This is a genomic window from Proteus sp. STS61-E, from assembly GCF_040932335.1.
GTDB classification, from domain to species: domain Bacteria; phylum Pseudomonadota; class Gammaproteobacteria; order Enterobacterales; family Enterobacteriaceae; genus Proteus; species Proteus mirabilis_B.
The window spans coordinates 1-21425 of record NZ_JBFQGE010000006.1 but is presented as its reverse complement, the minus strand read 5'-3'; the positions used below and the strand labels follow the sequence as shown (position 1 = coordinate 21425).

Here is a 21425-nt window from a genome sequence, read left to right as displayed (position 1 = left end):
GTTTTAACCATTCAAAAATTTTGTTGATGTTTTAGGAGAGGAAAAAGAGATAAAAAAACCCCCGCGGGCGGGGGTGAGATAAGCGCAACTAAAAGGTCTCTAAGTTACTATCAGGAGATCGAGCAGTCATTAATGACGATTACGCACAATTTGATAGCGACGAGTTAAATACTCAATTGGCACACTCCAAATATGAACTAAGCGACAGAATGGGAATAATAAGAAAATCGTCATTCCTAAGAAGATGTGCAATTTAAATACCCATGCAACACCTTCAAGGTTTGCTGAAGCGCCACCGTGGAATGTCACAATAGATTGTGCCCAAGCCACCAGCTTCATCATTTCACTACCGTCCATATGTTGGGCCGAGAAAGGAATAGTCAGCAGACCTAACGCGACTTGAATAACCAGCAGCGTTAAAATCATGATGTCACCAAATGAAGATGTGGCTCTTACTCGTGGGTTGGTTAAACGGCGTTTTAATAGCATTACACCTCCCACCAGCATTAACACACCACAAGTACCACCACCGACCATCGCCATAATTTGCTTATATTCAATCGGCAAGAAAGATTCATACATCCAATGCGGTGTTAACATCCCCAGAAAGTGGCCAGCAAAAATACCGAGGATCCCCACATGGAATAAGTTAGAGGCAAGGCGCATGTTTTTCTTGTCTAACATCTGGCTAGAGCCAGCACGCCATGTATATTGACCATAGTCATAACGTAACCAGCTACCAATAATAAAAACGGCACCAGCAATATAGGGATAGATATCAAAAAATAACATATTGATGTAATTCATTTTTGTGCTCCCGTATCCAACGAATTCCCCACGTTGAGATATTGAACTGCGGTCTCTTGTGCAAAACGACGCTGATGTTGGCTGATCTTGCCACTACCACATTGCGTACCTTCTCCAAGAAACGTCACTTGTTCTTCTTCCCACACAGCATCTAATGCAGCAGGTGTATCATCTAAAGGCTCTTTCTCTACTTGAGCAGTCAGTTGTGATGCTTCTAATTCACTTTGTGAGAGACAAAGCAACACATCAAAGAGAGCGTGATAATCGCTGCCTCGCTGTTTTAAACGCTCACCTAACAGAGCCAAAATAGGCGCAATGTTATTTAGCCCTTCAATACACTCGGTTGTAGGTAAAAGTGTTAAGTACTCGAGGTAAGTAGGCAAATAGTCAGGAAGTTCACGACTACTTAATGTGATCCCTGCTTGTTGATATTGATTGAGTAGATCAACCATTGCCTGACCACGATCGCGAGACTCACCATGAACGTGTTCAAATAACAACAGTGATCGCGCCCGACCTCGATCAAAAAGTTCGCTGTAATTGGATTGTGCATCTAACAACTCTTGCTGCGTTAAGGCATGAATAAATGCCATTAATTTAGCAACTTGAGTCACAGGAAGCTCATCGGCTTCCTGTAATGCATTGAGCAGTTCGCCTCGGTTATCCCACAATTCTTGTGTGGGATAATCTAAGAGATGGGAAATGATTTTCAGAGAGATCATTATATTTTCTCCTCTGAACGACGCTCATCCTGAGGTGTTCTTGATGTGATATCAATCGCATCAATACGATGACTATTAAACAAATTAAATTTGCTATCACTACCATGACAACCGTCACCAAAGCTAAAACCACAACCATTACGTTCTGGGAAAGCTTCTCTTGCGAGTTCGCGATGACTTGATGGAATAACAAAGCGATCTTCGTAATTTGCAATAGCCAGATAGCGATACATCTCTTGTGCTTGTGCTTCAGTCAAACCGACTTGCTCTAATGCACTTAAGTCTGTTTTTCCTTCTACGGTTTCAGCGCGTTTGTAATGACGCATCGCAAGCATTCGTTTTAATGCTAATAACACGGGTGCTGTATCGCCCGCTGTCAGTAAGTTAGCTAAATATTGAACAGGAATACGTAAGCTTTCTACATCAGGCAATACACCGGTATGCGGTAACACGCCCGCATCGGCAGCTGACTGAATAGGTGACAAAGGTGGCACATACCAAACCATTGGTAAGGTGCGATATTCAGGGTGCAGTGGTAATGCCAGCTTCCAATCCACCGCCATTTTGTAGACAGGTGAACGTTGTGCTGCATCAATCACACTTAACGGAATACCTTGCTCTTCAGCGGCTTTGATCACTTCAGGATCGAATGGATCTAAGAAGATATCTAACTGGCTTTGGTATAAATCTTTTTCATTATCCGCACTGGCGGCTTGTGAGATTTTATCTGCGTCATATAACATCACACCCAGATAGCGAATACGTCCTACACAAGTTTCTGAGCACAGTGTTGGCTGACCTGCTTCAATACGTGGATAACAGAAAATACATTTTTCCGACTTACCGCTTTTCCAGTTGAAGTAGATTTTTTTGTATGGACATCCTGTTAAACACATACGCCATCCACGGCATTTATCTTGGTCGATAAGCACAATACCGTCTTCAGCACGTTTATAAATTGCACCACTTGGGCATGTCGCAACACAAGCAGGATTTAAGCAGTGTTCACATAAACGAGGTAAATACATCATGAATGTATTTTCAAACTGCCCATACATCTCTTTTTGCATGTTGGCGAAGTTTTTGTCCGCTGCACGTTTACTAAATTCGCCCCCTAAATCGTCTTCCCAGTTTGGGCCTTTTTCGATTTTGGTCATGCGCTGACCTGTGATCAACGAACGAGGACGTGCAGTCGGTAACGAGCCTTCTGGAGCATTTTTTAAATGCTCGTAGTCATAATCAAAGGGCTCATAGTAATCGTCTAATGCAGGAACATCAGGGTTGGCAAAAATTTTCGATAATAGACCAACACGGTTACCCATTCTTGGCACTAATTTACCTTTGATATTTTTGATCCAACCACCTTTCCACTTCTCTTGGTCTTCCCAATTTTGTGGATACCCTGTACCCGGTTTTGTTTCAACGTTATTGAACCATGCGTATTCAACACCTTCGCGACTAGTCCAAACATTTTTACAGGTTACTGAACAGGTATGGCAACCGATACATTTGTCGAGGTTCAGTACCATACCGACTTGTGAACGAATTTTCATTATGCCTTCTCCTGTCCATTCAGGGTCTGTTGATAAGCATCACCTTCACCATCAAGCCAATCAATCTGTTTCATTTTACGCACCACAACAAACTCATCACGGTTAGAGCCCACTGTGCCGTAATAGTTAAAGCTATAAGCCAATTGAGCGTATCCACCAATCATATGCGTTGGTTTAGGGCAAACACGCGTCACTGAGTTGTGAATACCACCACGCATTCCTGTTATTTCCGATCCCGGCAGATTTATTTGGCGCTCTTGTGCGTGATACATATAAATCATGCCATCAGGAATACGTTGACTGACAATGGCTCTTGCTGTTAACGCACCATTACTGTTGTACGCTTCAACCCAATCGTTATCGCTAATTCCCATCTCTTTAGCATCATCTTCACTCAGCCAAACCACAGGGCCACCGCGACCTAGCGTTAACATCAGTAAGTTATCGCTATACGTTGAGTGAATACCCCATTTTTGGTGAGGAGTCAGGAAGTTCAGTGCTTTCTCAGGGAAACCATTTGGTTTTTTACCTTTAACGGCATCAATAGCTTTGGTATCAATCGGTGGACGATAGACCACTAAACTTTCACCATAAGCACGCATCCACTCGTGATCTTGATACAACTGCTGGCGACCACTTAAAGTGCGCCAAGGGATCATCTCGTGAACGTTGGTATAACAGGCGTTATAAGAGACATGCTCATCTTCAAGACCAGACCATGTTGGGCTTGAAATGATCTTACGAGGTTGAGCAACGATATCGCGGAAACGAATTTTTTCGTCTTCTTTCACTTTGGCTAAGTGAGTGTGATCGCGTCCTGTCACTTTACTGAGTGCATCCCACGCTTTTACAGCAACCTGACCATTAGTTTCAGGTGCTAAAGAGAGAATAACTTCGGCTGCATCAATCGCCGTTTCAATAGCAGGGCGACCTTTTGCCACACCATCATGACGGACACGGTTGAGTTTTTTCAGAAAATCGACTTCTGTCTGTGTATTCCAGCTGATCCCTTTACCGCCATTACCTAATTTGTCCATCAGAGGGCCAAGTGAGGTAAAGCGAGCATAGGTATTTGGATAATCACGCTCAACAGGAATAAGGTGTGGTGCTGTTTTACCCGGAATAAGGTCACATTCACCTTTTTTCCAATCTTTCACATCAAAAGGCTGTGCCATTTCAGCGGCAGAGTCATGCTGAATAGGCAATGTAACTAAATCCGTTTCAACCCCTAAATGACCAACACACAATTTAGAGAAGGTTTTAGCAATACCTTTATAGATTTCCCAGTCTGTTTTAGATTCCCAAGCAGGATCAACCGCGGCAGTTAATGGATGAATAAATGGATGCATATCCGAAGTATTCATATCATCTTTCTCATACCATGTAGCGGTTGGTAAAACGATGTCGGAGAAGAGACAGGTACTTGACATACGGAAGTCTAAAGTCACCACTAAATCAACTTTACCTTCGCCGCCTTTATCTTGCCATTCCACTTCTTGTGGCTTAACTTGGCCTTGCTCACCTAAGTCTTTACCTTGTAAACCGTTTTCAGTTCCCAGCAAGTATTTCAGTAAATATTCATGCCCTTTACCCGCAGAGCCTAATAAGTTAGAACGCCAAATAAATAAATTACGTGGGAAGTTCTGTGGATTATCCGGTTGCTCAGCTGCAAAGCGAATTTCACCTGATTTCAATGCATTAACCGTGTAATCAGCGGCACTAATACCCGCTTCTTGCGCTTTTTTCGCAATAGATAGAGGATTTAGATTTAATTGAGGCGCTGATGGTAACCATCCCATACGCTCTGAACGCACATTCATATCGACCAAACTACCGCTAAAGCGAGATTTATCGGCTAATGGTGATAACAGCTCTGTTGGTGATACGGTTTCATAACGCCACTGACTTGAGTGGTTATAGAAAAATGATGTGCTGTTCATATGGCGAGGCGGACGTTGCCAGTCAAGACCAAAGGCTAATGGCAACCAACCAGTTTGTGGACGCAGTTTTTCTTGTCCAACATAGTGTGCCCAGCCACCACCACTTTGACCGACGCAACCACAGAAAATCAGCATATTGATAATGCCACGATAAGTCATATCCATGTGGTACCAGTGGTTAATACCGGCTCCCACAATCACCATCGAACGACCGTGTGTTTTTTCTGCGTTATCCGCAAATTCACGTGCAATACGAGCGATATCTTGGCGACCTACACCTGTCACTTTTTCAGCCCATGCTGGTGAGTATGCTTTGATTTCATCGTAGTTTGATGCACAGTTTTCATCATTTAAACCACGATCTACACCGTAGTTAGCTAACAATAAATCATAAACAGTTGTGATGTATTTCTCTTCGCCATTCGCAAGTGTAATACGCTTAGCAGGCAGTTTATGAACAATCACATCATCAAGGGCAACACCTTCAAAGTATTCACTCTTGATCCCACCAAAGTAAGGGAATGCTACATCAACAATATCATCGTGGTTATCTAAAAGACCTAATTGTAAAGTGACATCTGCGCCACTTTTGCCGTCTTTAGGCTCAAGGTTCCATTTAGCTGCACCTTCCCAACGAAAGCCCATAGAACCTTGAGGAGCAACCAATTGCTGTGTTTTTTCATCAATAGCAACAGTTTTCCACTCTGGATTTTTCTCTTGATCCAGATTGTTCACTAAATCAGAAGCACGCAACATACGACCTGCAACTAGCTTGCCTGAGTCGTGTTTATCTAACATCACCAACATTGGCATGTCAGTGTAAGTGCGCACGTAGTTACTAAAGTATTCAGTTTGGCGTTTAACGTGGAATTCGTTAAGAATAACGTGTCCCATCGCCATTGCCATTGCGCTATCAGTACCCTGTTTTGGATTTAACCATTGGTCACAGAGTTTTGCGATTTCAGCGTAATCAGGTGTTACCGCAACTGTTTTAGTCCCTTTATAACGAACTTCTGTAAAGAAGTGGGCATCTGGTGTACGTGTTTGCGGTACGTTAGAACCCCATGCAATCAGGTAAGAAGAGTTATACCAGTCTGCTGATTCAGGAACGTCGGTTTGCTCACCCCAAGTCATTGGCGATGCAGGTGGTAAATCACAATACCAATCGTAGAAGCTTAAACATGCGCCACCAATCAGAGATAAATAACGCGCACCCGCAGCATATGAGACCATCGACATAGCCGGAATTGGCGAGAACCCGATAATACGATCAGGGCCAAACTCTTTTGCTGTAAACACGTTAGAAGCAGCAATGATTTCATTCACTTCTGACCATGACGAGCGAACAAAACCACCACGCCCACGTGCTTGCTTATAGCTTTTAGTTTTTTCTGGTGAACTAACAATAGAAGCCCATGCATCAACAGGATCGCTATGTTGTGCTTTTGCTTCACGCCATAATTTAATTAGGCGTTTACGTACCATTGGGTATTTAACGCGGTTCGCGCTATATAAATACCATGAATAGCTTGCACCACGAGGACAGCCACGAGGCTCATGATCTGGTAAATCAGGACGTGTACGTGGGTAATCCGTTTGTTGGGTTTCCCATGTCACTAACCCATTTTTGACGTAAATTTTCCAGCTACAAGAGCCGGTACAGTTTACACCGTGAGTAGAACGAACAATTTTGTCGTGTTGCCAACGACTACGGTAACCATCTTCCCAATCACGGTTAACATTTAGCTCTTGGCCATGATCCTTTGAAAAGGTATCACCAAGTTGCTTAAAATAGCGGAATCTATCGAGAAACTTACTCATCAGATACTCTCCCAATGCGCGCGAGCGCTCTCACATTGCGTATAATTCGTCATTATTGTTTATTGTGTTTACGTCCATAGACCAACCAAGTGATCAAGACGCAGGCGATATAAAATAGAACAAAGATTTTCATGGCACCGGCAGGAGAGCCAGTCATAGCCAATGATGTACCGAAGGCTTTAGGAATAAAGAAGCCGCCAATTGCACCAATAGCAGAGATAAAGCCAAGCGCCGCTGCACTTTCAGTCACCGCTTCTTTTTGAGCGGCTTCGTCTGTGGCACCTTGTGCTTTCATGCGATCAATCGTGATTTTTCTAAACACCACCGCAATCATTTGGAATGTAGAACCACTTCCTAAACCGGCAGTTAAAAACAACACCATAAAGACACCGAAGAAGGCAATAAATGAGCCACCAGCACCATTGACAGGCAGTGTTAAGAAAAGCAGAGCAGAGAAAATTGCCATGATGATAAAGTTGATCAGTGTGACTCTAATACCACCAAATTTATCCGATAAAGCACCACCTACAGGGCGAGCTAATGCACCTAATAAAGGTCCAAAGAACGCATAATGTAGAATGACGATATCTGGAAATTGGGTTTTAGAAAGCATTGCAAAACCCGCAGAGAAACCAATAAATGAACCAAAAGAGCACAGATATAAAATACTTAATAACCAAAGGTGACCCCGTTTTAATACGGGTAATTGCTGGCTTAAAGAGGCTTTGTTAGCCGCCAGATCGTTCATGCCAAACCAAGCAGCAAAGGTCAGAATAAGTAAGAAAGGAACCCAAACCCATGCCGCATTTTCTAGCCATAAACGTGAACCATCAGGCTGAACAACACCGGGGCCACTAAACATAGCAAACACGCCAACACCAATCACTAATGGCGCAACCAATTGCATAACGCTAACACCCAGGTTGCCTAATCCGCCATTTAATCCTAATGCACCACCTTGACGTGCTTTAGGGAAGAAAAAGCTAATATTTGCCATACTGGATGCAAAGTTTGCACCTGCAAAACCACATAGCAGTGAAATCACAATAAAGGTTGAGTAAGACGTTGTGGTGTCTTGCACTGCAAAACCAAGCCAGATACAAGGAATGATAAGAAAGACAGTACTGATTGCTGTCCAGCGACGACCGCCAAAAATAGGAATAACAAAAGAATAAGGAACGCGTAAAATAGCACCTGAGACTGAAGGCAGTGCAGTCAGCATAAACAGCTGATCTGTGGTAAAGTTAAAACCTACTTTGTTCAAATTTACTGCAACGGCACTAAAAAGCATCCATACACAGAACGATAAAAGTAAACAAGGAACAGAAATCCATAAATTGCGTGAAGCGATCTTTTGACCAGTCTTTTCCCAAAAAGCTTTATCTTCAGGATGCCAATCTTCGATCACCCCTTTTCTCATTTTTTCTGGGTGTTGAGTGAGTGCCATAACAACCTCGATTAACGGTTAGATTGGCACCTTTGTACGATTAGAATTGTTAATTAGTCATGATCTGCATCAAGCAAAGATTTGTTTGATTTTTAAGCTAAAGTCACTCTTTATACCTAAGTGTTAATAGGATTATCCTTAATTTTTCATTTTAAATTAATGAGTTAAATTAAAAACGCTATAATTTAGAAGTGAAATTACCTCCGTCAGATATTTGGAGGTAATACTTTAGTGGTATATGACATTTGGTGTCTTTTTAAGGCAATATAGCGCCAGAATAAATTTGGAAAAATAACGATGAGTACAAATAAAATCCAATGGCACTACCGTTTTTCAATTATTAATCAGATAGCGATATTAATGTTACTTTTCACTCTATTGGGTGTGGTAGGAATGGCGATTTCTAACCATATTATTTTGAGTGTACAAGGTAATGCTCATGCGATTAATAAGTCTGGATCGCTACGGATGCAAAGCTATCGCTTGTTATCTGCTTTACCCCTAGATGAGCAACATCGTTATTATCTTCACGAGTTAGAAACCGACTTAGACAGTGGTGAGTTACTTCAAGTCCTAAGCAATGAATCACTGCAATCACAATATGCTCAATTAAATACTTATTGGAAGGATACTTTAAAGCCAACTTTACTTTATGCGCAACAACGCGATGAAGCCAAACAAGAAGTTGCCTTTTTTGTTTCACAGCTAGATAAATTAGTATTAAGTATCGATCAACTTACAGAGCAAAAAATCAGGCTGGTGGCTTATACCCAGCTTATTTTTACGGCACTGACACTGTTATTGCTGTTTGGCTCTGTTTGGCATTTCCGTCGCCGTTTATTACATCCTTGGCAACAACTTATGGCAATGGCAAATTCGATTGGTCATGGTAATTTTTCAGCCCGTTTCCACCAGCGTACACACCATGATGAAATTGCCACATTGGGTATTGCACTCAATACCATGTCAGAAGAGCTTTCTACGCTGTATAGCGAATTAGAAAAAAGAGTGGTTGAAAAAACACACGACTTACAACAGAAAAATAAAGTGCTCTCTTACCTCTATCATTCAAGCCAACAATTACACTCTCCTGCGCCACTTTGTGCCCGATTAAGACAAATATTATTTGAGCTTCAACAAATCATTCCTGATGCCTATTTGCAGATACGTTTATATGAAGATAATCATCACACACTCTTTAATGAGATCAGTTTAGAACCTCAACCACGCCCTGAACATTGTCCTGATCCACAATGTGAACGTTGTGATGAAACCGCTTCAGCCACTATTCCACTACGCAGTGAACTATTGCATTGGGAATTAGCCGATCAGATCCATCGCTATGGATTATTTGTTATGCAATTACCTGAACATACCGCCCTAACGGATGAACAGAATAATTTAATGCTATTACTGACAAAACAGATTTCAGCAATGCTGGCAATGGAACAGCAAAACGAACAACAACAGCAACTTTTGTTAATGGATGAGCGTTCGGCGATTGCACGCGAATTACATGACTCTATTGCTCAATCGCTCTCTTGTTTAAAAATGCAAGTTAGCTATTTACAGATGCAGTCAGAAACCTTACCGGATAATTGCCAAAAGCTACTAAAAGAGATGCGAGAAGAGCTGAATGTCGCTTATCGCCAATTAAGAGAACTGTTAACCACATTTCGCTTAAAACTCACTGAGCCAGGTTTACTTGCCGCGTTAGAAAGTACACTGACTGAATTTAATCAACGCCTTGGTTTCTCTATTAATTTTGACTATCAATTACCCGCAAAATGTGTAAATTCACATCAAAGCATTCACGTTGTTCAAATTGTCCGTGAAGCATTAAATAATATTTTGCAACATGCCAATGCCAATTGGGCTGAAGTCTCTTTATCTCTAAATAATGGCATGGTCGAACTAAAAATTAATGATAATGGTGAAGGAATTAGCCCTAATCCTGAAAAATTAAATCATTATGGCCTTATTATTATGCGTGAACGCGCAAATAGCTTAAATGGTTCTTATACTATAAAAGTACGCGAACAGGGCGGTACTCAAGTGTTTGTTAAATTTCCATTAATAACTACTCATAAAGACCCTGTCTAAATTGGAGCAAGTCGTAATGAATAATATGGGTTCCCCCACAGAAAAAGCGACAATTTTACTCATTGATGATCACCCGATGCTACGCAATGGTGTAAAACAACTTTTAAGTCTTGATACAACACTAACTGTCGTTGGGGAAGCGGGAGATGGTATTCAAGGTGTGAAGCTAGCTGAAGAATTAGATCCTGATTTAATTTTGCTGGATCTGAATATGCCAGGAATGAATGGTTTTGAAACACTCGATCAACTGCGATTAAAGTCATTATCAGGTCGGATCGTTGTTTTCAGTGTATCAAATTATAGTGATGATTTAGTCACAGCATTAAAACGTGGTGCAGATGGTTATCTTCTAAAAGATATGGAGCCTGAAGAATTACTTGCGGCTCTAAAACAGGCAGCTGCCGGAAAAATGGTCGTCAGCCCTGCGTTAACCCCTATTTTAGCCGAATCCTTACGTGAAGATCGTTCTGAAGGTGAGCGTGATATTGAACAACTCACCCCGCGTGAACGCGATATTTTAAAACTGATAGCGCAAGGATTATCAAATAAAATGATCGCCCGTAAGCTTGATATCACAGAAAGTACAGTCAAAGTGCATGTAAAACATCTACTGAAAAAGATGAAGCTAAAATCTCGTGTTGAAGTTGCTGTTTGGGTTCATCAACAACGTGTCGATTAATTAAAGTTAGGTACGATGGGCTGGTGGGTACTCATCAGCTCAACTAACTCTTTTGCTCCTTTCTGTAACGACTCCCCTTTTAGCCACATGGCATGAATAGGCAATCGTAATTCATTTTTCGTATTCTTAAACTGAAGCTGTTTTAATTTACCTTTTTGCAATTGAGTATAAATCAACGAATACGGTAAATTACCCCATCCCATCCCTGCTTCAACCATACCCAACGCCATTTGAAAGCTATCTGTTTGCCAATAATTCGTCGCCACTAATGAGCGTTCATCTCTTAGCTCTTTAGTGTGGCTTGCGATCATAATTTGGCGAACATTCACAAGATCTTCAATAAACACACTTGCAGGATGTGCCAATGCAATATGACTTGCTGATATTGTTGCGACCAATGACTCAGAGCCTAGATATTGAAATTGCTCATCGCCATTCACATACAAGCCACCATAAACTAGGCTTAATTGAATTTTATGTGAATGCAACATCTCAATAATGTCATCTTGTGCCGCGGTTATCACATTCACATTAAGTAATGGATAACGTTGCGTTAATTCAGATAGCGCAGGTAATAGATAATCAGGATTAATATCAGCCGCAACACCAATATTTAAGACACTTTCGAGATCCATTGAAAGCTCTTGTGCATGCACTTGTAATAATTTTAATTGCTCTGCGATCATTCTGGCATGAGGCTCAAGTGCTTTGGCTTTTTCAGTTGGCTGAGGCTCTCGTGATGAACGTTCAAAAAGTGCATAACCTAATTCAGCTTCCATATTAGCAATCGCCATGCTGACTGCTGATGGAACGCGTTTTAATGAACGTGCAGCCGCAGAGAAAGATCCCTTATCCATCACTGCTAAAAATATCGCAATATGTTCACTTGAGAACTGCATGTTCACTCCTGATGTTTCAATAAAATTGATACTAGCTAACTTTTTCTATCATTCTTGCTGATTTATCTTACGATGCTTAACGACACAGATCCACAGAAAAAGAGAGCACAATGCAAGGTATCAAACGAAAAATTGTCTACGTGACAGCTTATGAAATTTTTGGCTGGGTTATTTCATCAGTCGGGCTTGCACTTTTGGCTGATAGCTCAACAGCAGTAACAGGTCCATTAGCTCTGGTGATCACAACAATCGCAGTAAGTTGGAATTTTATTTATAACTGTATATTTGAATTTTGGGAGAGTAGGCAGGTTTCAAGAATTCGAACGTTTAGACGCCGTCTAGTCCATGCAATTGGATTTCAGCTAACACTGGTGCTCTATTTAATTCCACTGATTGCATGGTGGCTTAATGTTTCATTGTGGCAAGCATTAGTTATGGACTTTGCGCTGATCATCATCATCCCTTGTTATACCTTCGTTTATAACTGGGTATTTGACAAAATTTTTGGCTTACCAAAATCTGCATTACCTGAGAATGCACCCGCAGCCTAAGCAACAAATAAAGTAAGGAGAGTGATCCCAATAATGGATCACTCTTTAACAGGATAGATATCTTCTAACGCAAATTGCTCAATACCACCTTCTAGCTCGCAACGACCTAATCCAATATTTTTGTCATCAGCCGTTGTTCTTCTTAGTAATTTACCCGTCACTTGAGAAAGTGTTGAATCAATTTCAATCACACGGTAATACTCTTTCATATAGCTCTCTTCACCCAGCGCCATATAAACCAAAAACTCATCACCTGTTTTAATATTCATCTCGTTATACTTACTCTTAGTAGTTAATCTAATGATGATAGAATAAGTTTAGTCTAACCAAAGGCAATAAGAGAAAGATTGACTCACTCGATATTCCATTACGTTAATTTATTAACTTCCAACTCATCATAATGATGCTGATCAGAATAAAAGACAGTGTTAAATATTGGAAAAAACGCTCTGATAAATACACAAGTAAATAGCGAGCTAATGGAATGGAAAGTAATGAGCCTAAGCAGAGAATAAGTGCTGTGTGAACATCGGTATAACCACCAGCACTATAAGCAATAGCAGAGCCACCAGAAAGGATCGTGGTAATAAAAATAGATGTGCCGATTGCCTCTTTAATACCCATTTGTGCAAAACGCATTAACACAGGCAACACCACTAACCCCCCTCCAACACCCGTCGCACCAAGTACAAAACCTGCACTGACTCCCGGTACAAATAGGGAAGAAAAAGTCACTGAAGAAGGCGGAGGTAAAGAAATTAAGGGATCTGAAATTGCTGATCTTCTTACCATTCGCTGTAAAAACAAGATCAATGAAAACACGATAGCAACGATCATTAAAATATTAATCGCCGATTCAACACGATCGTAATATTGAGGTTGCGATCCCAACCATGTCACACCATAACTCGCTAAAAATGTTGCCGGAAACATTATCCCTAAGATCAATAGTGCGGGTTTTAATGGGATATTACCTAACCGAAAATGAATATAAGAAGATGAGAGCTTCATTAGCATCGAGAGTAAATTTGCTGTCGCAACCGCAGCTAATGCATTCATACCAAAAAGATAAATAAGAACAGGTAATAAAATAACACCACCACCTACACCGGTCGTTGTAATAACTAACCCGATTGCAGCGCCGATAAGTAGTTGTGTTACAAGCAACATCTTATTTCCTTTTGGGTTAAAATTTAACAAGCTTCGATTATAGGCAAAATAACTTATAACCAAAAGGAATTAGATATAACAAATAGGAATATAAATAAAGTTATTATAAAAAAGCCCCTTAATATGAAATTACCTCATATTAAAGGGCCGATATTAATGATAGATATTATTTTTATTAATCAATATGATACTTTTAATATATTTAATTTATTTCAGCTAAGACCGATTCTGCTGAAAAATAATCACCTGTTTTCGCTTTTTGCAGTAGTACTCCATCACAAGAAGCTATTACCTGAACTTCCATCTTCATCGCTTCCATAATAGCAATAACATCACCTTCTTTGACTTTATCGCCATCAGCTAAGATCCAGCTATGTAATACGCCAGAGATGGGTGCCGTGACGGCTTTTTCATTCTCTTCTTTCTCATGACTGGCATTAATTGCTGTTGGTATTACCGCGGAGAGTGACAGTAATTGAGCTGGTAAAGCAAGTTCATGACGACGACCATCAATTTCAATAAAAGTACGAACAAGCTCTTCATTTTTTGCAGGCGTGCTACGAGGAAAATGTGTATTTTTTGCCTGAAAATCTGTTTCAATCCAACGGGTATGCACTTTGAAATCTTCAGTAAAATCGGCATGCTCCATCATTTCACAATGGAAAGGTAATACACTTGCTACCCCTTCAATTTTAAATTCAGATAATGCTCGACGAGCTCGGGCAATAGCTTGTTCACGAGTTGCACCTGTCACTATCAATTTTGCCATCATAGAATCGAATTGGCGTGAAACCTGGTTATTTTCGGCAACACCACTATCTACACGAACTCCAGGGCCTGAAGGCTGAGAGAAATGTGTAATTAAACCTGGTGTAGGTAAAAAACCTTTAGCAGGATCTTCTGCATTGATCCTAAATTCAAAAGAATGTCCCCGAGGAACAGGTGTTTTATCAATACTTAGCGGTAAACCTTCAGCAATACGTAACTGCTCGATCACTAAATCAATACCTGCCGTCTCTTCAGTAACAGGGTGCTCTACTTGTAAGCGTGTATTCACTTCTAGAAATGAAATAGTGCCATTTGCACTTAATAAAAACTCGACGGTGCCTGCACCCACATAACCCGCTTTCGCACAAATATCTTTAGCTGATTGGTGAATACGTTCACGTTGTTCGTCTGTCAAATAAGGTGCCGGCGCTTCTTCAATAAGCTTTTGATTACGTCGCTGTAACGAACAATCTCGTGTTCCGACAACAACAACATTGCCCAGTTTGTCTGCGATAATTTGCGCTTCGATATGGCGAGGTTTATCTAGGAATTGCTCAACATAACATTCACCACGACCAAATGCAGTTACGGCTTCTCGTACAGCAGAATGGTAGAGCTCTTCAATTTCTTCCATTTTATGTGCGATCTTCAAACCCCGCCCACCACCACCAAAAGCGGCTTTAATGGCAACAGGTAGACCATGCTGTTTAGCAAAATCGATAACCTCTTTGGCGTCATTAACGGGATCAGACGTACCATTTACAAGAGGTGCACCAACAGATTGTGCAATTTTACGTGCTTTCACTTTGTCACCAAGCACTTCAATCGTTTCTGGGTTAGGGCCGATCCAAATAAATCCTGCGTCTTGTACCGCTTTTGCAAAATCAGCTCGCTCGGAAAGAAAACCGTAGCCGGGATGGATCATTGTGGCATTAGCTTTATGGGCAATATCAATAATTTTCTTAATATCTAGATAGCTTTCTTTCGGCAAATTACCATTGAGTCCATAAGCTTCATCAGCAAGACGGACGTGTAGCGCATCAATATCATCATTAGCGTAAATGGCAATCGAAGTCGCACCATGATCCTGACAAGCACGAATAATACGAACCGCAATTTCACCTCGGTTTGCAATAAGTACTCTATGCTTCACTCGTTGTTTTTGGTTAATTGTTGTCATGAGTGGCATTCTCCTATCAATATTCTTGAAATTCGGTAATTGGATTAAAACGAATTCTAGCGTTAACAGGGATCTGCCCTGCAAGTGGTAAGTGATATTCAGCAACAGCGCCGATAACAGGATATCCTCCTGTTAATGGGTGATCGTTAAGAAACAAAACAGGTTGCCCATTAATCGGAACTTGTATTGCACCGATGCAAGTGCCTTCACTCGATAGCTCTTGTTGTTGTTCTCGAGCAAGAGGGGTTTCGCCCAGTAAACGCAACCCAATACGGTTAGATTGTGGTGTCACCTGCCATAATTGAGAGGCTAATGTCTTTATAGCTTCAGTAGTAAACCAGTCAGTGCGGGGACCTAAAACAACATCAAGAGTGACGATATCACCTTGTTTTGGCAGTGTTGATGTCGGCAGTTCATCCGCAAGAATACCGTTTGAGGTGCTTTCATTATTTAAATGAAGTACATCTCCTTCTTGCAAAGCATTAGGGCCAATTTGTGCCAAGGTATCAAATGCATAACTCCCTAACACCTTTGGTAATTCAAACCCACCTCTCACGGCAAGATAGCTACGTACACCTGTTTTTGGCATACCTAAAATAATTTCATCGCCACAGCGAACATCGATAGGTTGATAACCAGATAAGAATTCAGTCTCACCCGACTCATGTCTTAGCGTAATGGAACAATCCGCCCCAGTTAAAGCGATCACACAATCTTGTCGTGCTTTAAGTGTCAGTCCACCTTGGGTTATCTCAAGTGCAACAAAGGTTGCAGGATTACCCACTAAACGATTAGCCGCATGTAAAGCGGGTTTATCAAGTGCGCCAGAAGCAGATACTCCCATTGATGCAGCACCAATACGCCCTTCATCTTGAAATAAAGTTTGTAGTCCTGCTGAAATAACATATAGCCCTTTATCATTCAATGAGAGCGAGGAAGCGACTACGGCTTTTTTCTCCGGTAGTGAAACAGTTATCGGTGACTTTTGTGCATCAACAAAATGCACTTCATTACCCGGTAATAAAAAAGCAGGTTGTTCACGTGAGAGATCCCACATCTTTATTTCAGTGGTACCAATAAGTTGCCAACCACCGGGGCTTTGTTGCGGATAAACACCACTAAACTCGCCAGCTAATCCGACCGAACCTGCGGGGATACGTGTACGAGGCGTTTTACGACGAGGCACATAAAGCTGGGTTTCATCTGCAATCAAATAAGCAAAGCCTGGGGCGAAACCAGTAAATGCAACTTGATAGGTTTGTTCTGTGTGTCTGCGGATCACTTCACTGGTAGCGATCCCTAATAATTCAGCGACCTCATTAAGATCCTCACCTTGATAATGAACGGGGATCGTTAATGATTGTATTTGACGTGCTGATACCGCTTTAACTTCTAACTGTCGAAGCTGAAGCACAAGCTCTTCAGCTGTGATTAGCCACGGCGTATAATGAATTAAGAGTGTTTTCGCCGCAGGTACAATATCTTGAATAGCAGCAATATCCGCTTGTTTAACGGATTCATACAATGCGAGCGTCTCTTTTAAAGAGGAAAGCTCAACAAGTAAATGAGATAGGTTAACGGGTAAAAAGCGCAAAGTATCTTCCTCCCTTATACGTGATAAGCTTCATCAGGCACATCGGTAATAAACATATGCCCCGGAGCATGGCTAAGTGCGAAAGGAACACCTGAACGCATCACTGCCGCTTGAGGCGTCACACCACAAGCCCAAAAGACGGGGATCTCGCCTTTTTCAATTCTCACTGGTGAGCCAAAATCTGGCGACATAATATCTTTAATACCCAAAGTGTCGGGCGAGCCAATATGTACGGGAGCACCATGTACAGAAGGGAAACGACCACTGATCATCACCGCATCAGCGACTCTATCAGCTGGAATAGGGCGCATTGAAACCACTAATTCACCTTCTAATCGTCCTGCTGGGCGACATAAACGATTGGTTTTATACATCGGAACATTGCAGTTATCTGTGATATGGCGAATTTCAATACCCGCTTCTAACATGGGTGTTTCGAAAGTAAAACTACAACCAATAAGAAACGTAACAAGATCGGGATGTTGTGCCCAAATTTTGGTGGCATCCGTAATTTCACCCGTTAATTTGCCATTTTCCCAAACACGATAAAGAGGAATGTCAGTACGCAGATCGGCGTCTTTCGCTAAAACAGTGTGATAACTACCTGATTCGCAAACATCTAATATTGGGCAACTTTTCGGGTTACGTTGAGCATAGAGCAGAAAATCAAATGCCCAATCACGAGGTAAACTAATCATATTAGCTTGCGTCATACCTTTAGCCATACCGGCGGTTGGTATGGCTAAACCATTGCGAATAGCTAATCGAGCTTCTTGTGCATTAGCAATTGCATCCGCGGTTGCTTGCATTAAATTAGTCATTTTTGAACCTCCTTTTTAAGAGGCAGAGGTGCAAAAGGCTTAATGCTAACACCATGATTAATTAAAATTTCTTTTACACTTTTAGCGAGGGCTACGGCATCTGGACTGTCACCATGAACACAAATAGAATCGGCTTGTATCGTAGTAAAAATGCCTTCTATGGACTCAACACCACCTTCTTGCACAAGCTGCAACATGCGTTGAGCAACACGTTCAGGATCATGTAAAACAGCTCCCTCTTTTTTACGAGAAACTAGCGTACCATCAGCATGATAAGCTCTGTCAGCAAAGGCTTCTGCGATTACTCGAAGACCTTTTTCTTTCGCAAATGTAATCAAAGGTGATCCCGCTAAAGCAACTAATGTCAGTTGAGGATCTACAGCAAGTATCGCCTCAATAACAGCAAGTGCTTGACGTTTATCATGAGCAATTGTGTTGTAAAGCGCACCATGAGGCTTAACATAGGTCACACTTAAACCCACTGCTTTAGCCAATCCTTGTAAAGCACCTATTTGATAAATTACATCTGCGGTTAATTCATCACTGGCAATATCCATATTACGACGACCAAAACCGACTAAGTCAGGATAAGCAACATGCGCACCTATCGCGACATTACGCTGTTTCGCCGCTTTTAATGTTTTTAAAATTCCATCCGGTGAACCTGCATGAAAACCGCAAGCGATATTAGCGCTACTGACAATTTCAAGCACCGCATCATCATTGCCCATCGTCCATTGACCGAAGCTCTCACCTAAATCACTATTTAAATCGACTGCTTTTATCATCATTATTGTTCTCTTAAGCAATGTTGAGGTAGTTGAAAATAGCACCCACGGACATAATGCCCATATACCAAGTCAGCGCACAGACCAAAATACCTGACCACAGTAACCATGCAGGATATTTATAGCCATTCATGAGATCTTGGCGACGCCATGCAACAAAAATAAATAGTGTCATACCAATAGGTAAAATCAGACCGTTAAAACCACCGGCGAAGACTAATAATGCAGCCGGCGCTGTTCCCATAACCATATAAATGACAAGTGAAATAGCGATGAAAATAATGGTTGCGATATTACGTTGACGCTCAGTAACACCTTTTTTAAATACTGTAATAAATGACATTGAGGTATAAGCAGCACCAATTACACTTGTTAATGCAGCTGCCCATAAAATAAGACCAAAGATGCGTAATCCAGTTAAACCTGCCGCGTGTTGAAATGCTTGAGATGCAGGGTTAGCCGCGCGACTAGAAATATCTAATGTTACGCCACTGGCAACTACGCCCAAAATGGCAAGGAACAGGATATAGCGCATTAATCCAACCACTAAAATTCCTTTGGTTGCAGCGCTTGATACAGCATCAATGTTCTCAATGCCCGTAGTTCCTTTATCGAGAAGACGGTGAGCTCCGGCATAACAGATATAGCCGCCCACAGTACCACCGACAATTGTAGTGATCGTTGCGAAGTTAATCGCATCAGGTAAAACAGTTTGTCTTAATGCTTCACCTACTGGAGGATTAGAGGCAAACATCACAAAAACAGTCAGTAAGATCATGACAATGCCAAGAACGATAATCATACGATCGATAAAGTTACTGGCTTTGCGTGATGAGAAAATATAGATCGCAAGTAAAGCACTTAAGATCCCACCCCATTTAGGATCAAGCCCCACCATTGCATTAAGCCCCAAACCAGCACCGGCAATGTTACCCACGTTAAACACTAAACCGCCAAAAATAACTAATACCGCAAGTAAGTAACCGCTACCGGGTATTGCTTTGTTAGCAATGTCTGAAGCTCGCATATTGGTAACTGTGATCACTCGCCAAATACTTTGCTGAACAACATAGTCGATGATGATTGATGCCAAAATACCGAATGCAAATGCTGCCCCCATAGTGGCAGTAAAGGTTGCAGTTTGAGTAATAAAACCCGGACCAATAGCTGATGTCGCCATTAAAAAAATGGCAGCTATCAATGAAGAGCGTCTATTTTTTATAAACGAACTTGATGTTGTGTTTGCAGAATCTTGTGTAGCCATGAGCTACCCCCTTTATCATCATTATTTTAATTATTATTACTAAGGCAATTAGCATGCCATTGTTGAGCATGAATACGTAATTGTTAATCACCTGATATTAGATTGTTGAACAATTAATAATAATAGATGAATAAATAAGCAAATAGATTTAAATATGGGATGATAAAAGTGCAGTGAAGATCGCATTTTTAACATTTTATTGACAATTATTATTAATTAGTAAGTAATGAATATGCACCTAAATGCAGCATAAAAAGATGAGATGCACAAAAATAGTGCACAAGATCGAAGGAAAAATAAGTTTAATCACTAAAATATCGTGATAAAAAATTAAGTTTTTTTGATGGAAATAAACAGAAAGTCATACTTTATACAGTGAGAAGTACGACAGAGTGACACAATAGAGGTTATATATTACAAAACACACTGATAGAATAGGCGCTTCTATTAAGCTAATAGCAGAAGATAATGCAGAAAAAAACATCTCCACAAATTCTTTCTCAAAAAGTCGCAAATGTTATTCGGCAAAAAATCACTATTGGAGAATTACCTCCTGGTGAAAGATTGTCAGAAACTGCATTAAGCGAAACGCTAGAGATATCGCGTAATACTTTAAGAGAGGTTTTTCGCGTTCTTACCCAAGAAGGGCTTTTAACTTATAAACCTAATCGTGGTGTTTTTGTTTCTGTGCCAGATATGGCAAGTATTATGGATATTTATCGTGTAAGACGATTAATTGAATGTGATGCTCTGCGACATTCTTATCCTATGCATCCAGCTATTGTTAGAATGCAAGATAGTGTTAACCAAGCAAAAGTCTTTCAAGAACAACAAGATTGGAGTGGTGTAGGAACCTGTAATATGCATTTTCATACCGCGATTGTTGAGCTTTCAGATAGTCCTAGATTGTTTAAACAATACCAACTTATTTTAGCAGAGTTACGTTTAGCCTTCGGTTTATTAAACGATCCTCAATTACTACATGCACCGTATATTGAGAAGAATGAACAGATTTTAACACTTTTAATGGATGGAAAAGCCCAAGAAGCAGCAACAGCAATGGAGGACTATTTAGAAATATCAGAAAGAACAGTCCTTGCTGCATTTTCTCGTCATAATTTTTGCTAAAAGATCATAAAAGATGCCCTAAATTAGGGCATTTTTATATTTAGAATTTAGTATAGTACTTAAAATTCACTAAACTCTAAATGCAAAAAAGCCAACCCATTGGGTTGGCTTTCTCGTCTTATTTAATGCCTGGCAGTTCCCTACTCTCACATGGGGAGACCCCACACTACCATCGGCGCTACAACGTTTC

At 41.0% G+C, this 21425-nt stretch carries 17 protein-coding genes; 4 read left to right on the top strand and 13 right to left on the bottom strand.

All coding sequences use genetic code 11. The annotated features are described in order from the left end of the window. Nucleotides 1-129: 129 nt before the first annotated feature. The 5 genes from narI to AB4J89_RS13860 are packed head-to-tail and all read right to left on the bottom strand — an operon-like array spanning nt 130 to nt 8290. Nucleotides 130-807: a respiratory nitrate reductase subunit gamma gene (narI, locus tag AB4J89_RS13880; protein WP_088493880.1), complete on the bottom strand. Its 678-nt coding sequence runs from the start codon at nt 805-807 to the stop codon at nt 130-132. Beyond that, nucleotides 804-1529 carry a nitrate reductase molybdenum cofactor assembly chaperone gene (gene narJ, locus AB4J89_RS13875; RefSeq protein ID WP_311755421.1) on the bottom strand — a complete coding sequence of 242 codons (726 nt, stop codon included), beginning with the start codon at nt 1527-1529 and terminating at the stop codon, nt 804-806. The genes narI and narJ overlap by 4 nt, the downstream gene beginning before the upstream one ends. Continuing rightward, a complete protein-coding gene (gene narH / locus AB4J89_RS13870; RefSeq protein WP_088493882.1) occupies nt 1529-3082 on the bottom strand; it encodes a nitrate reductase subunit beta in 1554 nt (517 codons plus the stop codon). The genes narJ and narH overlap by 1 nt, the downstream gene beginning before the upstream one ends. Continuing rightward, nucleotides 3082-6843, bottom strand: a complete 3762-nt coding sequence (locus AB4J89_RS13865; RefSeq protein WP_368469636.1) for a nitrate reductase subunit alpha — start codon at nt 6841-6843, stop codon at nt 3082-3084. Before AB4J89_RS13865 ends, narH begins: the two co-directional genes overlap by 1 nt. Nucleotides 6844-6895: 52 nt before the next feature. Continuing rightward, complete coding sequence (locus AB4J89_RS13860; RefSeq protein WP_088493884.1) at nt 6896-8290, bottom strand: NarK family nitrate/nitrite MFS transporter; 1395 nt, start codon at nt 8288-8290, stop codon at nt 6896-6898. Between the two features lie 297 nt (nt 8291-8587). Here AB4J89_RS13860 and narX point away from each other — a divergent pair, with 297 nt between their 5' ends. Beyond that, complete coding sequence (gene narX / locus AB4J89_RS13855) at nt 8588-10393, top strand: nitrate/nitrite two-component system sensor histidine kinase NarX (RefSeq protein ID WP_088493885.1); 1806 nt, start codon at nt 8588-8590, stop codon at nt 10391-10393. A gap of 25 nt (nt 10394-10418) precedes the next feature. Further along, nucleotides 10419-11072, top strand: coding sequence for a two-component system response regulator NarL (narL, locus tag AB4J89_RS13850; protein WP_082239485.1), 654 nt, complete (start codon nt 10419-10421; stop codon nt 11070-11072). On the opposite strand, the gene AB4J89_RS13845 is transcribed toward narL, so the two are convergent. Next, a complete protein-coding gene (locus tag AB4J89_RS13845) occupies nt 11069-11971 on the bottom strand; it encodes a LysR family transcriptional regulator (RefSeq protein WP_023583674.1) in 903 nt (300 codons plus the stop codon). The two genes, narL and AB4J89_RS13845, sit on opposite strands and share 4 nt — an antisense overlap. Nucleotides 11972-12081: 110 nt before the next feature. Here AB4J89_RS13845 and AB4J89_RS13840 point away from each other — a divergent pair, with 110 nt between their 5' ends. Further along, on the top strand, nt 12082-12522 hold the full coding sequence (locus AB4J89_RS13840; protein WP_088493886.1) for a PACE efflux transporter: 441 nt from the start codon (nt 12082-12084) through the stop codon (nt 12520-12522). Nucleotides 12523-12560: 38 nt separating this feature from the next. On the opposite strand, the gene AB4J89_RS13835 is transcribed toward AB4J89_RS13840, so the two are convergent. From AB4J89_RS13835 to AB4J89_RS13805, 7 genes are all read right to left on the bottom strand, one after another. Next, a complete protein-coding gene (locus AB4J89_RS13835) occupies nt 12561-12791 on the bottom strand; it encodes a hypothetical protein (RefSeq protein WP_075672928.1) in 231 nt (76 codons plus the stop codon). Nucleotides 12792-12894: 103 nt separating this feature from the next. Continuing rightward, nucleotides 12895-13692 (bottom strand): sulfite exporter TauE/SafE family protein, encoded by a 798-nt coding sequence (locus tag AB4J89_RS13830; protein WP_088493887.1) that lies wholly within the window; start codon nt 13690-13692, stop codon nt 12895-12897. A 202-nt stretch (nt 13693-13894) separates the two neighbouring features. Beyond that, complete coding sequence (locus tag AB4J89_RS13825; protein WP_368469632.1) at nt 13895-15640, bottom strand: biotin carboxylase N-terminal domain-containing protein; 1746 nt, start codon at nt 15638-15640, stop codon at nt 13895-13897. Between the two features lie 16 nt (nt 15641-15656). Further along, nucleotides 15657-17234: a 5-oxoprolinase/urea amidolyase family protein gene (locus AB4J89_RS13820; protein WP_368469630.1), complete on the bottom strand. Its 1578-nt coding sequence runs from the start codon at nt 17232-17234 to the stop codon at nt 15657-15659. Between the two features lie 14 nt (nt 17235-17248). Beyond that, nucleotides 17249-18055: a putative hydro-lyase gene (locus AB4J89_RS13815; protein WP_368469628.1), complete on the bottom strand. Its 807-nt coding sequence runs from the start codon at nt 18053-18055 to the stop codon at nt 17249-17251. Continuing rightward, nucleotides 18052-18843, bottom strand: coding sequence for a LamB/YcsF family protein (locus AB4J89_RS13810; protein WP_368469786.1), 792 nt, complete (start codon nt 18841-18843; stop codon nt 18052-18054). The genes AB4J89_RS13815 and AB4J89_RS13810 overlap by 4 nt, the downstream gene beginning before the upstream one ends. A gap of 13 nt (nt 18844-18856) precedes the next feature. Continuing rightward, nucleotides 18857-20107 (bottom strand): NRAMP family divalent metal transporter, encoded by a 1251-nt coding sequence (locus tag AB4J89_RS13805; protein ID WP_194951722.1) that lies wholly within the window; start codon nt 20105-20107, stop codon nt 18857-18859. Nucleotides 20108-20575: 468 nt separating this feature from the next. On the opposite strand from AB4J89_RS13805, the gene AB4J89_RS13800 reads away from it, so the two are divergent. Further along, nucleotides 20576-21235: a GntR family transcriptional regulator gene (locus AB4J89_RS13800; protein WP_088493892.1), complete on the top strand. Its 660-nt coding sequence runs from the start codon at nt 20576-20578 to the stop codon at nt 21233-21235. Nucleotides 21236-21425 lie beyond the last annotated feature (190 nt).

Bases quoted from the DNA above. Each gene is read 5' to 3' on its own strand.
- AB4J89_RS13805 (WP_194951722.1), bottom strand. From the start codon at position 20,107: ATGGCTACACAAGATTCTGCAAACACAACATCAAGTTCGTTTATAAAA.
- AB4J89_RS13800 (WP_088493892.1), top strand. From the start codon at position 20,576: ATGCAGAAAAAAACATCTCCACAAATTCTTTCTCAAAAAGTCGCAAAT.
- narJ (WP_311755421.1), bottom strand. From the start codon at position 1,529: ATGATCTCTCTGAAAATCATTTCCCATCTCTTAGATTATCCCACACAA.
- narI (WP_088493880.1), bottom strand. From the start codon at position 807: ATGAATTACATCAATATGTTATTTTTTGATATCTATCCCTATATTGCT.
- AB4J89_RS13845 (WP_023583674.1), bottom strand. From the start codon at position 11,971: ATGCAGTTCTCAAGTGAACATATTGCGATATTTTTAGCAGTGATGGAT.
- AB4J89_RS13825 (WP_368469632.1), bottom strand. From the start codon at position 15,640: ATGACAACAATTAACCAAAAACAACGAGTGAAGCATAGAGTACTTATT.
- narL (WP_082239485.1), top strand. From the start codon at position 10,419: ATGGGTTCCCCCACAGAAAAAGCGACAATTTTACTCATTGATGATCAC.
- AB4J89_RS13860 (WP_088493884.1), bottom strand. From the start codon at position 8,290: ATGGCACTCACTCAACACCCAGAAAAAATGAGAAAAGGGGTGATCGAA.
- AB4J89_RS13865 (WP_368469636.1), bottom strand. From the start codon at position 6,843: ATGAGTAAGTTTCTCGATAGATTCCGCTATTTTAAGCAACTTGGTGAT.
- narX (WP_088493885.1), top strand. From the start codon at position 8,588: ATGAGTACAAATAAAATCCAATGGCACTACCGTTTTTCAATTATTAAT.
- AB4J89_RS13840 (WP_088493886.1), top strand. From the start codon at position 12,082: ATGCAAGGTATCAAACGAAAAATTGTCTACGTGACAGCTTATGAAATT.
- AB4J89_RS13835 (WP_075672928.1), bottom strand. From the start codon at position 12,791: ATGAATATTAAAACAGGTGATGAGTTTTTGGTTTATATGGCGCTGGGT.
- AB4J89_RS13830 (WP_088493887.1), bottom strand. From the start codon at position 13,692: ATGTTGCTTGTAACACAACTACTTATCGGCGCTGCAATCGGGTTAGTT.
- AB4J89_RS13815 (WP_368469628.1), bottom strand. From the start codon at position 18,055: ATGACTAATTTAATGCAAGCAACCGCGGATGCAATTGCTAATGCACAA.
- narH (WP_088493882.1), bottom strand. From the start codon at position 3,082: ATGAAAATTCGTTCACAAGTCGGTATGGTACTGAACCTCGACAAATGT.
- AB4J89_RS13810 (WP_368469786.1), bottom strand. From the start codon at position 18,843: ATGATAAAAGCAGTCGATTTAAATAGTGATTTAGGTGAGAGCTTCGGT.